The organism is Variovorax sp. FW301-JW7, from assembly GCF_058788795.1.
The window spans coordinates 64,289-77,231 of sequence record NZ_JBYTBC010000017.1; the positions used below are offsets into that span (position 1 = coordinate 64,289).

The 12,943-nt window shown below is 66.0% G+C and carries 11 protein-coding genes; 1 reads left to right on the forward strand and 10 read right to left on the reverse strand.

From position 1 onward, the window contains the following. Positions 1-16: 16 nt before the first annotated feature. The 10 genes from AC3WQM_RS29685 to AC3WQM_RS29730 all read right to left on the reverse strand — a co-directional run bounded on the left by AC3WQM_RS29685 (position 17) and on the right by AC3WQM_RS29730 (position 11,173). Entirely contained in the window at positions 17-931 is a 915-nt protein-coding gene (locus AC3WQM_RS29685) for a LysR family transcriptional regulator (RefSeq protein ID WP_492683543.1), read from the reverse strand. A 31-nt stretch (positions 932-962) separates the two neighbouring features. After that, the gene (locus tag AC3WQM_RS29690; protein ID WP_492683544.1) at positions 963-1,529 is read right to left on the reverse strand and encodes a DUF2889 domain-containing protein; all 567 of its coding nucleotides are present in this window, start codon (positions 1,527-1,529) and stop codon (positions 963-965) included. A 17-nt stretch (positions 1,530-1,546) separates the two neighbouring features. Next, positions 1,547-2,338 carry a crotonase/enoyl-CoA hydratase family protein gene (locus AC3WQM_RS29695; RefSeq protein ID WP_492683545.1) on the reverse strand — a complete coding sequence of 264 codons (792 nt, stop codon included), beginning with the start codon at positions 2,336-2,338 and terminating at the stop codon, positions 1,547-1,549. A gap of 8 nt (positions 2,339-2,346) precedes the next feature. Further along, the gene (locus AC3WQM_RS29700; protein ID WP_492683546.1) at positions 2,347-3,387 is read right to left on the reverse strand and encodes an NAD(P)-dependent alcohol dehydrogenase; all 1,041 of its coding nucleotides are present in this window, start codon (positions 3,385-3,387) and stop codon (positions 2,347-2,349) included. A gap of 43 nt (positions 3,388-3,430) precedes the next feature. Continuing rightward, positions 3,431-4,390: a Bug family tripartite tricarboxylate transporter substrate binding protein gene (locus AC3WQM_RS29705; protein WP_492683547.1), complete on the reverse strand. Its 960-nt coding sequence runs from the start codon at positions 4,388-4,390 to the stop codon at positions 3,431-3,433. 37 nt (positions 4,391-4,427) lie between these two features. Beyond that, positions 4,428-5,843: an aldehyde dehydrogenase family protein gene (locus AC3WQM_RS29710; protein ID WP_492683556.1), complete on the reverse strand. Its 1,416-nt coding sequence runs from the start codon at positions 5,841-5,843 to the stop codon at positions 4,428-4,430. Positions 5,844-5,848: 5 nt separating this feature from the next. After that, positions 5,849-7,021, reverse strand: coding sequence for an iron-containing alcohol dehydrogenase family protein (locus tag AC3WQM_RS29715; RefSeq protein WP_492683548.1), 1,173 nt, complete (start codon positions 7,019-7,021; stop codon positions 5,849-5,851). Next, positions 7,018-8,613, reverse strand: a complete 1,596-nt coding sequence (locus AC3WQM_RS29720; protein ID WP_492683549.1) for a class I adenylate-forming enzyme family protein — start codon at positions 8,611-8,613, stop codon at positions 7,018-7,020. The genes AC3WQM_RS29715 and AC3WQM_RS29720 overlap by 4 nt, the downstream gene beginning before the upstream one ends. Positions 8,614-8,709: 96 nt before the next feature. Further along, the gene (locus AC3WQM_RS29725; protein ID WP_492683550.1) at positions 8,710-9,966 is read right to left on the reverse strand and encodes a CaiB/BaiF CoA transferase family protein; all 1,257 of its coding nucleotides are present in this window, start codon (positions 9,964-9,966) and stop codon (positions 8,710-8,712) included. A gap of 37 nt (positions 9,967-10,003) precedes the next feature. Next, on the reverse strand, positions 10,004-11,173 hold the full coding sequence (locus AC3WQM_RS29730; RefSeq protein WP_492683551.1) for an FAS1-like dehydratase domain-containing protein: 1,170 nt from the start codon (positions 11,171-11,173) through the stop codon (positions 10,004-10,006). A 335-nt stretch (positions 11,174-11,508) separates the two neighbouring features. Between AC3WQM_RS29730 and AC3WQM_RS29735 the strand changes: the two genes are divergently transcribed. Next, positions 11,509-12,681, forward strand: coding sequence for an amidohydrolase family protein (locus tag AC3WQM_RS29735; RefSeq protein ID WP_492683552.1), 1,173 nt, complete (start codon positions 11,509-11,511; stop codon positions 12,679-12,681). The last annotated feature ends 262 nt before the right edge of the window (positions 12,682-12,943 follow it).

A 12,943-nucleotide genomic window follows, 5' to 3' on the forward strand; every position in this document is an offset into this window, starting at 1 on the left:
CTGCCAGCTCGCACGTTCAGCTGCGGGCGAGCGGCGCCATCTGCTTCATGTCGGGCCAGGCCTCGCTCGCGGCGTCGATGAACGCGCGGATCAAGGGGTCGTTGCCCCGGCTGGCCAGATGTGCAATGAACTGCGGATACTCGGTACGCGCGATTGGCGACAAGGCGAGATGCCCCTCGCGCACGCCCTCCAGGGCGTACTCCTCGCGCATCAGCAGCATGCCCACGCCCGCCTGCACGAGCGAGCGACCGAGCGCAGCGTTGTCGAAGCGGACCACGCTGTTGAGCTCAAGCCCTTTTTCCCCGAACAACCGCTCCAACATGAACGAGTAAGCCAGGTTGGTATCGCTCGGCGTGATCCAGGGAAGCTCCGCCAGCGCCGCAAGGTCGGCGCTCTCGATCTTGTCCTTCCAGGCGACGGGGCCCGCCACCAGGAAGTTGATGGTGGCGAGCTGGTAGTAGGTGAAGCCGGCGTCGACGGGCCGGCCGAGCAGCATGCCGATGTCGAACTCGCTGGTCTTGAGCGCCTGGCGCGTGCCCGCGGAAGCGCGGGCGCAGACGTCCACCGTAATCATCGGGTGCTTCTGGCGCAAGCCCGCCACCACCAGCCCGATGCGGCTGGACAGTGGGTCGCTGCTGGCACCGATGATCAGATTGCCTTCGGTCTTTCCACGCATGTCACGCGCAAAGGACGTGAACTCCGCCGCGCCATTGAGCAGCACCTTGGCCTGGCGCAGCAGCAACTGTCCGGCACGCGTGAGCTCCAGGCTGCGGTTGGTCCGCACGAAGAGTTGCATGCCGAGGTTGTCTTCGATCGCGCGCACGTGCGCGCTGGCGGCCGACTGGCTGACATGCAAGCGCTCGGCGGCGCGGGTGAGATGCTGCTCCTCCGCCACGGCGACAAAGGTGCGTAGCTGCACAAGGTCAATCATCAACCCATTTTCCCCCGCGAACCCGTGGTGTCTATCGGGGTTCTTTCGAATGCGGGCGATGGAACTGCGGCCAGTGCACGCGCACCAGCTCGCGTGCTTCGCCGTACGCGTAGCAACTGTCGATCTTGAGCGGCCGACCCGTGGCGTCCACCCGGTCTGCGCGTCCCCGGTTGACCTGGCTCAGCGACTGGAAAGCCGTGGTCGCCATCGGAATCAGCAGCTCCATCAGGTGCGTGCAGCTGCGCGCACCGCCCAGCCGGCTGCGCACTTCCTTGCTCCAGCCACTGGCCATGCGCAGGCCCTTGAGGGATTGCAGCGCCTGTCCGCCCTCAGGGCATTCGGCGTAGGGCGACGCTTCGGTGAAGGTCTCCACCGCGTGGATCTGCAGGTCGGTGTCGTACACGAGCCGCACGCCCATGTCGTGGATGGGCTCGCCTGCCGGCACACGTTGACCGCCGCGCCAGGGTTCGAAGTCGTGCGGCTTGCGATCGGTCACCCGGCCTTCGAGTTCGAACAGGCCATCGCTGCGGCGCCAGGCACGCATGTCGATGCGGCGGAAATGAAGCTCTTCTTCGCGGGTCGGATGCTGATCGTTCATGGCTCGGCCACTGTAGCTCAGCTGAACTTCGGCGCGCGCTTCTCGAGGAATGCATCCACGGCTTCGGTGTGGTCTGGTGTCTTGTGGCAGACCGCCTGGAACACCGCCGAGAGCTCGAGTACCGTGTCCAGACGCGAATGAATGGCCTCGCGCATCAGGCGCTTGGTCAGTCGCACGCCATGGGCCGCGTTCTGTGCGATGCGCCCCGCCATATCACGTGCTGCCGGCAGCAGCTGGTCGGCCTCGACCACCCGAGAGACGAGGTTCCATTCGAGTGCCTGCCGCGCGTCGATGATGTCGCCGGTGAACGCGAGCTCGGCCGCGCGCGACATGCCCACGATGCGTGGCAGCAGCCATGCACCGCCGTCGCCCGGAATGATCCCCAGCTTGATGAAGCTCTCGGCGAACTTCGCCTTCTCCGACGCGATACGGATGTCGCACATGCAGGCCAGGTCGAGCCCTGCGCCGATGGCGTGCCCGTTGACCGCGGCGATTACCGGCACCTCGAGATTGAACAGCGACAGCGTCAGCCGCTGGATGCCTCGGCGGTATTCCTGCCGGATGTCCATCTCGGTGACCTCGGCGGAAGCCTGTCGCTTCATCTGACGCACATCGCCGCCCGAGCTGAACGAAGGACCGTTCGCCGTGAGGATGACGCAGCGGACACTGCGGTCGTCGTGGATGCGCTCGATGGCCGCCAGGAACTCCGGGATGGCGGTGTTGCCAGTCAGCGGGTTGCGCTGCTCGGGTTGGTTCATCGTCAGCGTGACGATATGACCCTCTTGTTCGTAGACCAGGAATTCGGACATGGTGTCTCTCAAAGTGTGCTGTTGTCGATCACGAAACGAAAACGGACATCGCCGGCCAGCAGCCGGCGGTAGGCATCGTCGATGCCGTCTGCATCGATGACCTCCACCTCGGCGCCAATGCCGTGGGCAGCGCAGAAATCCAGCATCTCCTGCGTCTCGGTCATGCCGCCGCTGCGCGTGCCTGCGATGGAGCGCCGGTTGGTCAGCAAGACCGCGGCGGAGACTTGCAAGGGCTTGGCGGGCACGGCCAGGTTGACGTAGACGCCATCGCGCGCCAGCAGGCCCAGGTAGCGGTCCAACTGGTCATGGATGGGCACCGTCGAGATGATGAGATCGAACGCGCTGTCGAGATCGGTGAAGGTCTGCGGATCGGTGCTGAGCCGGTAAGCATCGGCGCCGAGGCGCGAGGCGTCCTCGCCCTTGGCCGGCGACAGGTCGAGCACCGTGGTGTGTGCGCCCATTGCCCGGGCCATCTGCACGCCCACGTGGCCCAGCCCGCCGAAGCCGATGACGGCCACGCGCTTGCCCGGCCCGGCGCGCCAGTGGCGCAGCGGCGAATACATGGTGATGCCGGCGCACAGCAGCGGCGCGGCGTTCTGCAGCGCGATGGCTTCGGGAATCCGCACGACGAAGCGCTCGTCGACCACCACGTTCTGGCTGTAGCCGCCGTAGGTCGGCTTGCCGTCGCGGTCGATCGCGTTGTAGGCCAGCGTGCGGCCGCCGCTGCAGTATTGCTCCAGCCCTGCTTGGCAGTTCTCGCACGTTCCGCAGGCGTTGACCATGTTCCCGACGCCGACACGGTCGCCGACCCGCAGCCGCGTGACTTCGGTGCCAACGGCCGCGACGGTGCCGGCCATCTCGTGGCCGGGCACGATCGGGTAAAGGGTCTTGCCGCGCAGGCTGCGCGCGTGCTCGACGTCCGAATGGCAGATGCCGGCAAAGGCGATGTCGATCAACACGTCCCGCGGCCCGGGGTCGCGCCGCTCGATCGTGGTGGGGACGAAGGGCTGGTCGGGGCCGCAGGCACAACGTGCCTTGGAGATGATCACTGCAAGCTCCCTGTCGACAAGGGGTTGGCCGAAAGGTTGCGCATCACTCGGGCTGGATCTTGGCTTCGCGCGCCAGCCGGACCCAACGCGTGGTCTCGGAGTCGATGAATGCCTTGAGATCACCGGGGCCCATCACCAGGGGTGTCGTGCCATGGTTGGCGTACTTGTCGATCAGCTCTTTCTGTTTTTGCACCTGCATGACGACCGCGCTGAGCCGTGAGACCAGCTCGCTGGACATGCCGGCAGGACCGACGATCGCGTTCCATGAAGGAAAGTCGAAGCCGGGGAGCGTCTCCGAAATCGCTGGCCAGTCCGGCGTGGTCGGATTGCGCTTGAGCGACGTGACAGCCAGCGCCCGCAACTGCCCGGCTTTCACTTGGGCCTGGGCATTACCCGGGTCGGTCAACGTGGCGTCCAGGTTGCCGCCAATCACATCGGTGATGGTCGCGGGGCTCCCCCGATACGGGATCGGCAGCAACTGAAGGCCGGCCAGATGGTTCATCGTGGCGATCTGCGTTTGCACCGCCGTGGTCGAGTACCCGACGCTGACCTTGCCGGGGCGCGTCTTGGCATGCGCAATGAATTCTGCAAAGGTACGGATCGGCGAATCCGACTTGACCATCAGCACGTGGTTCGTCAGGCTCACACCGGCAATGGGGGTCAGGTCCTTGCGGGGGTCGTAGCCCATGTTCTTGACGAACGCCACGTTGGCCGCCAGCGGCGAGTTCGAGCCGCACAGCAGCGTGAGACCGTCCGGGGCGGATCGCACCACGTCCAGCGTGCCGATGCCGCCGTTGCCGCCGGGCTTGTTGTCGACGAAATAGTTCTGCCCATTGATGCCGCCCACGAGGTTCAGCAGCACGCGCGTCGCATAGTCGTTCGAACTCCCGGCCGGCAGCGGGACCACCACGCGCACCGGGCGTCCCTTGGGCTGGGACCAGGCCGCACCCTGAGGCAGCGCAAGCGCCAGGCCCAGTGTCTTGATGAAGCTGCGTTTGTCCATTTTTGTCTCCTTGCTCTTTCCAGATCGCCGCGTCGGATCAACCGATGACGGACTTGTATTCCATGAACTCCTCGATGCCGAAGCGGCCCCATTCACGACCCACGCCCGAGAGCTTGAATCCGCCGTGGGTGCCCCGCTTGTCCAACGGTGCGCCGTTGATGCGCACGCGGCCGACACGCAGCCGGGCCGCGATGCGTCGCGCACGATCGGGGTCGCGGCACCAGACGCCGCCCGCCAGTCCGTACTGCGAGTCGTTGGCGATGCGGATCGCGTCTTCCTCGTCGTCGAAAGGAATGATCACCACGACGGGGCCGAAGATTTCTTCACGGGCGATGCGGCTGTGGTTGTCACCCGAGAAGATGGTCGGCTGCACATACCAGCCGCGCGGCAATCCCTCGGGAGCCTCCGCTCCGCCCGTCAGCATGCGCACGCCCTCCTCCTGGGCCGAGCGGATGTAGCCGCGTACGCGATCACGCGCGGCTGATGAGGAGACGGGCCCCAGCGTGGTCGACGCGTCCAGCGGATCACCAAGCACATAGCTTTGCGCCTTGCGTACCGCCAGTTCCTCCGCTTCCTGCAAGCGCTCGCGCGGCACCAGCATGCGCGTCAGGCCACCGCACACCTGACCGGTGTTGCGCAAGGCGTCCTCGATGCCGTCGGCGACCGCGCGCTCGAAGTCTGAATCGGCCAGGATGATGTTGGGCGACTTGCCGCCGAGTTCGAGGTGCACACGCTTGACCGATTCGGCAGCCACTTCCATCACACGGCGCCCCGAGCGCACCGAGCCGGTCACCGACACCATGTCGACCAGCGGGTGTGCCGCAATGGGCTCTCCTACCTCCGGTCCATTGCCGCAGACCAGGTTGAACACGCCGCGCGGCAGGCCGGCTTGCGCGCACAACTCCGCGAAGATGAAGGCCGTCAGTGGCGCGACCTCGGAAGGCTTGAGCACGACGGTGCACCCTGCGGCAATGGCCGCACCCGCCTTCGAGATCACGGAGCGCAGCGGCGCGTTCCACGCCGTGATCGCACCGACCACGCCGGAAGGTTCACGCCACACGTTGGTGTTGCCCACGTTTTCGATCCAATTGATCTCGGCCAGCGACTCGGCAATGATGTCGAGCTCTTCCACCGCGCCCAGCGTCTGCGATCTGCGAAGCGCGGTGATGGGATAGCCCAGTTCACTCACCAAGGTCTGCGTGATCTCGTCCGAACGCGCCTCGGTCATGCGCGCCAGCTTGCTGAAGATCGCGATGCGTTCGTCCACCGGTGTGCGGGACCATGCCGGGAACGCACGAACCGCGGCCTGCACCGCGCGATCGACGTCTTCCGCCGTGCCGCGCGGCACGGTGGCCACCAGCTCTTCCGTCGCCGGATTGATGACGGCCAGCACTTCACGGCCCGAAGAGGGCACCCACTCGCCGTCGATGTAAATCTTGTTGCGTTCGATCATCTTGTTCACCATGCCTCTTCCAAAATCTGTTGCAGTTCGTCGGCGCTGCGCACCGGCCTCGGGTTGCCACGCAGGAACCAGTCGCCCATCGCATGCGCGGCGATGTCGGGCAGCGCCTCGCGAGGCACGTTCACATCGCGCAGGCGGCGCGGCACCCCGAGGTCCTCGAAGAGCGACGAGACCTTTTCGATGACCCGCTGCGCATTGGCCCGTGCCCCGGAACGCGGCAGGTCGAGCGCCGCCGCCACGTCAGTCATGCCGGCCGCAGCCGCTTCGGCATTGAAGCGCAGCACGTGCGGCAGAACGATGGCGTTCACGGTGCCGTTCTCAATGTCATGTCGCGCGCCGATCGCATGGCCCAGCACGGTCGTGATGCCCGCGGCCGTGTGGTCCGTGCCCTGACCGCACAGGATGGCCGCCAGCACAAGCTGGCCGCGCACGGCTGCGTCGTCTTCATGCGTGGCGTGCGTCAGGTGCTGGCCCAGCAGCCGCAGCGCATGCATCAGCGCTCCATGAGCCAGCGCGTCCTGCGAGTGTGAGGTCAGGCCCTCGATAGCCATCGACAAGGTGTTGATGCTGGCCGTGGCGACCAGGCCGCGCGGCGCCGACAGAATCATCTCGGGGTCGATGAAAACCGACTGCGCGCGGGTCTTGGGGTCGAACATCGCCAAGCGCTGTCCGCTGGCCGGCTCGAACACCGCGCTGCCGGCCTTGACCGTGGCGGTCGTCGGCGTGGTCGGCACGATGAACTGCGGCAGTTTGGGCGCCGACAGCCGCGGGCTGCGCAGGCTGCCGTCGGCTTCGGTCACGGTGCACAGCTCAGACACCGGCTTGTCTTCCGCGGCGAGAATGCCGGCCGCACGTGCGGTGACGATGGCAGAACCGCCCCCCACGGCGATGATGGCGTCGGCCTCCAGGCGACGCAGCAACGCCGCAGCGTCTTCGACCGACGCCACCGGGCTGTGCCCGAGCACCTCGCCGTAGACGCCAGCGCATCGCGGGCCCAGCGCTGCGCTGATGCGCTCGAACAGCGGCCCCTTGGCCAACCAGTCGCCACAGACGATCACCGCCCGCTGGCTGCGGATGCGGTCGAGCTCGCGACCCAGGTGCGTCAGGCTGTCGGGCCCATGGAACAGGCGCAATGGCGGCGTGACGTGTTGAAAGTTCTGCATGATCATGTCGATGAGGCCTCGTTGTGCAGTTCGGCGCGGACTTGGGCGCTGATGGCCGCCTTGTCCACCTTGCCGGTGTGGTTCGTCGCCAGCGGCTCACGCTGGATGCGCCAGCGGCTGGGCACCGCGAACGAGGCGATCTGGCCGCGCAACTGCTCTTGCAGCTGCTGCTGCGTGAGTTCAGCCTCCGTCACGACGACCGCCATGACTTCCTCGCCTAGGTCGCGGTGCGGCACGCCGAACACGACGGTCTCTGCGACACCGGGAATGGCCATGAGCGCCCGCTCGATCGCCGCCGGCGCGATGTTCTCGCCGCCGCGGATGATCATGTCCTTGCAGCGGCCGGTGATCCAGAGATTGCCCTTGTCGTCGAGTCGGCCCAGATCGCCCGTGTGAAGCCACCCCTCGGCATCGATCGGCGATTCGTCGAGCCCGAAGAAGCCGGACATCTGCGTGGGGGAACGCAACAAGATCTCCCCGTCGGGCAGGTCGGGGTGAGCAAGAAAGCGGACCTCGACACAGGGCAGTGGCTTGCCCGCGGAGCCCAGTTCTTCGAGGGCCTCCGAGCCCGCCGCGGCGGTGGCCTGCCCCCCGTTTTCCGTCAGGCCGTAGCCCGTGGGAATCCTCGGGCTGACGCTGGGCAGCTGGGTGCGGATGCGCTGCATCAGTTCCGCATGCACCGGCGCACCGCCAATGCTGATTGACTTCAGGCTGCCCAGATCCCTGCGCGACACGTCGGGATGATCCAGCAGCCGCAAGACCATCGTCGGCACGGCATTCCAGCGCTTGACCTTGTTTCGCTCGATGGATGCGAGCACTTCGGCGGGGTCATAGCGGCCTTCCGACAGAACCAGGGTGTCGCCAACGATCACTGCCCGCATGAGGGTCTGCATGCCGCCCACATGGAACAGCGGCCCCGTGATCAGCGTCACGTCGCGCGCCGTCTCGTCGATCTGGTGCGGCAACTTTCGCGTGATGTGCAAGGTCATCTGCAGGCGTGCCAGCAGCGCGCGGTGCGACAGCACCACCGCCTTGGGTCGGCCCGATGTGCCCGAAGTGAAGATGATGAGCGCGGTGTCTTCCTCGCTGCGCTCGCCGTCCGCATTGGTCGCGTCATCACCCCCCTGCGCACCTGTGGTGTCGATGCCCCAGGGGCCCCGACGTGAACCCGCAGGCACGCGCGCCGCGCACCGGTCGTCGGCCAGCGTCATGGCAGGCTGCAGGGCCGCCAGGCCATTGCCGATCTCCACCTCGCTCCACCAGGCATTCGCGAGCACAGGCACGGCGCCCGCCAGAACGCAGGCCCAGAAGTTGATGACCCACTCCGGACTGTTCCAGCCGAGGATGAAGATGCGGTCACCCTGGCGAATGCCCAGGTCGGTGAGTTCACGCGCCTTGGCCACCGCACCGCGGTGCAGATCCTCGAACGAGAGGACGCGTTCGCCCTGGATAAGGTGGGGCCGCGCGCTCCAGCGGCCCGCGAAGCCAAGCAGTTGCTCGACCCGGCGTGGGCGATCCGTGTACATCCGGAACGGAACGCCACCGATCACTTCGGTCGCGATTTCCTTGCCCCATGGCATTGTTGTTGTCGATGTCATCGATGTCTCCGTGTGGGTGCGACGGGCGCACACGCTCTGCTCCATGCTGGCGGCCAACACCTGGCCCCCGCATGCGCACGCCCTCTCAGTGCATGTTCAGGATTTCTTGTAGCGATCCAGGATCGCGTTGTTCTGGCCGAGTGCCGGCGCAGGCTGGGCGGGGCACCACTCGCCGTCGAACTTGATGGGTATCCGCACACTGCGAATCGAGCCGACCGTGCCCGGGTACTCGACGTCGGTGATCGAACCCGAGCCGCTTGCGGCCTCCATTTCCAGCGCTTCGCCCAGGCTGCGAACCACGCCGCAGGGAATGCCGGCCTTGTCCAGCCGCTTCACGACGTCCTCGGAGGTGAATCCGGCGAACACCTCGCTGAGCACGGCGTCGCACACGTCCCGGTGAACGACACGGGAAGCCGCGGTCGCGAATCGCGCGTCTTCCGCAAGATCGGGCCGGTCCATGGCGTCGACGATCTTCTTCCACGAGCCGTCGCTGAAGGTGGAAAGCAGCACGTTGCCATCGGACGCCGCGTACTGGCCGTACGGCACCACGCCCGGATGGCGCGACCCCATCCGCTTGGGCGTCTCGCCGGTCACGAAATAGCGGGTGGCGTTGTAAACGGAGAGCGAGAGCAACGAACTCATCATGCTGACTTCGACGAGCCCGCCCTTGCCAGTGCGCGATCGCCTCACCAGTGCGGCAAGGATGCCGTGCGCCGCGAACATACCGGACGACAGGTCGGCCACCGGAAGGCCTAGCTTGCTCGGTGGGCTGTCGCCCTCGCCGTTCAGGCTCATCACGCCGGACTCCGCCTGCACGATCAGGTCGAAGGCGGCCCGCCGGCTTTCGGGGCCCGTTCCCCCGAAACCGGAGATCGAGCAATAGACCACCTTCGGGTTGAGCTTGGACACCACGTCATAGCCGAACCCGAGTCGCTCGGCGACGCCGGTACGGAAGTTCTGAATGAAGACGTCGCAATCCGCCACCATCGCGTGAACGAGCCTTCGGCCCTCCTCGGACTTCAGATCGAGCTCCACCGACGCCTTGCTCCGGTTGATGGTGGAGTGATAGAAGCTCACGTCACCCTGGAGCGGCGCGATGTGGCGCGTGTCGTCGCCGGCCTCGGGCACTTCGACCTTGATGACCTCCGCGCCCATCTCCGCGAGCAACAACGTCGCGTAGGGCCCCGAGAGGTAACGTGTCAGGTCGAGAACGCGCACCCCGCTGAGAGGCAGCGACGCGTCGTCCGGTGCCCGAGCCCCCTCCTCGCGTGCCGGTTCGGCGGACGCCGCCAAATGGTGCATTTCGCCCTGCGCACTCGCGAATGAGGTCTCGCTGGATGTGGTCATGGTCATCTCGGTTCTTGCTTCGTTCGTGGAAGGACCCGTTCGCTCAGGCCGCCGCGCGCTTGGGCAGCGCCACCACCGCCGTTCCGGGCATCACCTGCTGGCCGCGCTGGTTCGTGGCCCAGGTCGTGAGCTTCACCACGTGCTGGCCGTCGGCATCGACTTCCTTCGCGTCGATGCGGCCACCGAGGCGCACTACGTCGCCTAGATAGACGTGGGCGCGGTACTGTCCCGTCAGCGCCTTGAGCCGTCCCGTGTCGCCCATCCAGTTGGTGAGCGAATGGATCTGCCAGCAGGTGCGCTGGATGCCCACGTCGTAGGCGATCTGCGCGCCCTGCAACTGCGCCGCGTAGTCGTTGTAGTGCACCGAATACACGGGTTCCAGCGCGTGGGTCTTGGGGTCACGGAAAGCCCACTTGGGGTGCTTGTGGTAGCGCTTGAGCGCCACCGCATGCGCAGCCACCCGGGGGATCGGCGCCGCGCCGGCGGCGATGAACGCGATAAAGTCGGTCAGGCCCAGCGGCCCCTTGGTGATGACATCCATCTCGTCGCCGACCTGCACGTCGTCCCAGTAGCGCGGGGTTGCACCACGTGGCCGCTCCGCAAGGATCTGCTCCTCGATCGCAGCGATCTCTTCGTCCTTCCAGGGGTGAGGCACCTCGATCGCGCGGCTCTCGCGGCGCGCCTGCATCTCGCCACGCTCGAAGCGCATGCGCGAGCAGATGAAGGTGGCCTTGAGGTCGCCCTCATCGTTGCGGTATTCCTGGCGCAGGTAGTCCTTGATGCGCCGGCCGCCGAAATTACTGTCGGCGATCGGGCCGTCGAAACCGTCGAACGTCACCTTGGCCGTGATCTTCTCGCCCACACGGATGGGCTCGCCGAAGGTCATCTTGGTCTCGGCATGAAAGCCGCCCAGACCGGGCCACCCCACCTGCACCGATCCCAGGCAGGCAAAGATGAAGCTGGGCGGCGCGACCAGCGTGCCATGCGGGCCGTCCTTGGCGTAGGCGGCATTGGTCCACAGCGGGTTGTCGTCACCAATGCCCTCGCAGAACCGCATGACCGCCAAGCGAGTGGCGTACTCATTGTTCAGGCACGACTCGGTGCGCAGATCGGTGCCGATCAATGCGCGCATGTCGGCGAGCATCTTGTCGGTGAACTTGCCCAAGGCCAGCTCCTTGGTGATGCCGGCGTCTGCTGTCTCTAGTGTGTTCATATATGCGAACCATAGGTCGTATTTGCGATACGCAAATGTAGATTTTCGAGGGCCGGGGTGTCAATGCGGTTTTTGTGCAGGCCGCGTGCGTGAAAGCCGGTTGCAGACATCCGCTGCGCCGCCTCTGCCGTTCGGCATTCGCAGAACCTGAACGCCGGCTCCTGAATATCGCCATGGACGCACGACAAAGCCCCTCCCTAGACTGCCGCGCAGATGGGCGCCAGCCCCCTTCCTTCACCCGCTGGCCATGCCCCGATAACGAAAGGAGACTCTCTGTGCGCAATCCCTTGGGCCACCCCAGCCGACGAATGTTTCTCTCTGCGGCGGCGCTCGCCTTGAGCGACACCGCCCTCGGCAATCCCGCCCTGGCCGAAACCAAGCCCGGGCCGGCCCCGGTGCCCTATCGCGGCAACCAGCACCGTCCGACCCGCGAATTGCTGGAGTGGCATGGCACAGGCAGCAGCGAGCCCGCGCGCGAACCGGGCCTGCCTATCGTGGATGCCCACCACCACCTGTTCGGCACCAGCGCCGACAAGCTCTACTACCGCCGCGAGGACATGGAGAGCGACCTGTCATCGGGCCACAGGATCGTCGGCACCATGTACGTTGCCGCGTACGGCGCCGGCTGGCGCAAGGAAGGGCCAGAGCACATGCGCTCGGTAGGCGAGGTCGAACGCATTGCAGCCCTGAGCGCCACGCCCTTGTCCACACCACAAGGCCCCTGCCGCCTCGCCGCAGGCATCGTCTCGGACGTGGACCTGGTCTTGGGAGACACGCTCGACGACGTACTGAAAGCTCACGTGGCCGCAGGCAAGGACCGCCTGCGCGGCGTGCGTTTCTACGCGACGCGCCATGACAGCGAACTGAGCAAGTTCATCCCCAATGCGCCGCAGAACATCCTGGGCGACAGCAACTTTCGGCGCGGCTTTGCGCTGCTGGACCGGGACAGCCTCAGCTTCGACGCGCTGATCTATCACACCCAGCTGCGCGAGCTGGCCGCACTGGCGGACGCGTTTCCCCGCACGCCCATCGTGCTGAACCATGTCGGAATGCCGGTGGGCGTGCTCGGCTTTCGTTCGCAACAAGCCACCGTCCGAAAGGACTGGGAGCGCGATCTGCGGGCGCTGGCTACTCGCCCCAACGTGCGCGTCAAGGTCGGCGGAATGGGCATGCCGATCTTCGGATTCGGGTTCGAATCGGGCGATAGGCCTGCCCAGACCCGGGCGCTGCTGCAAGCCTGGCAACCGCTGATCGACGTCTGTCTGGAGGCGTTCGGCCCCGGGCGATGCATGCTGGAAAGCAACTTCCCCGTAGACAAGCAGTCGTGTACATATGTGCAGCTGTGGAACGCCTTCAAGCTCGCGACGCAAGCGCTGTCGCCGTCCGAGCGGCAAGCGTTGTTCTATCGGACTGCGTGCCAGACGTACCGGCTGCCGGAGCTGGAGCGGGCTTGCGATGCGGCGTGGGCTCAGACCGAAAGTGGGCGGCGGTCAGCGAAAGTGTCTTGATGCTCGATCCTTGCGATCTGAAGCCCTTGGCGCTTTCATTTGCGGCTCTGGGTTTGGCCGCCCAACGCATCCGTGGTTGAAGAACCGAGAGGCGTTCGGGGTTCGCACGGGCCAGACGTACTCTCGTCCTGAAATTCCGCAATGCCAGCGATTGCTGCCGGTCGCAGACGAGGCTTCGACGTCGGTGTTGGATTCCGCCAATCTCTGACCCTAGATTTCCGTCGAATACTGACCCACCCGCTTTGTGAGCCTGAAGGCTTCA

Bases quoted from the DNA above. Each gene is read 5' to 3' on its own strand.
- AC3WQM_RS29690 (WP_492683544.1), bottom strand. From the start codon at position 1,529: ATGAACGATCAGCATCCGACCCGCGAAGAAGAGCTTCATTTCCGCCGC.
- AC3WQM_RS29725 (WP_492683550.1), bottom strand. From the start codon at position 9,966: ATGACCATGACCACATCCAGCGAGACCTCATTCGCGAGTGCGCAGGGC.
- AC3WQM_RS29720 (WP_492683549.1), bottom strand. From the start codon at position 8,613: ATGACATCGACAACAACAATGCCATGGGGCAAGGAAATCGCGACCGAA.
- AC3WQM_RS29685 (WP_492683543.1), bottom strand. From the start codon at position 931: ATGATTGACCTTGTGCAGCTACGCACCTTTGTCGCCGTGGCGGAGGAG.
- AC3WQM_RS29715 (WP_492683548.1), bottom strand. From the start codon at position 7,021: ATGATCATGCAGAACTTTCAACACGTCACGCCGCCATTGCGCCTGTTC.
- AC3WQM_RS29730 (WP_492683551.1), bottom strand. From the start codon at position 11,173: ATGAACACACTAGAGACAGCAGACGCCGGCATCACCAAGGAGCTGGCC.
- AC3WQM_RS29695 (WP_492683545.1), bottom strand. From the start codon at position 2,338: ATGTCCGAATTCCTGGTCTACGAACAAGAGGGTCATATCGTCACGCTG.
- AC3WQM_RS29710 (WP_492683556.1), bottom strand. From the start codon at position 5,843: ATGATCGAACGCAACAAGATTTACATCGACGGCGAGTGGGTGCCCTCT.
- AC3WQM_RS29705 (WP_492683547.1), bottom strand. From the start codon at position 4,390: ATGGACAAACGCAGCTTCATCAAGACACTGGGCCTGGCGCTTGCGCTG.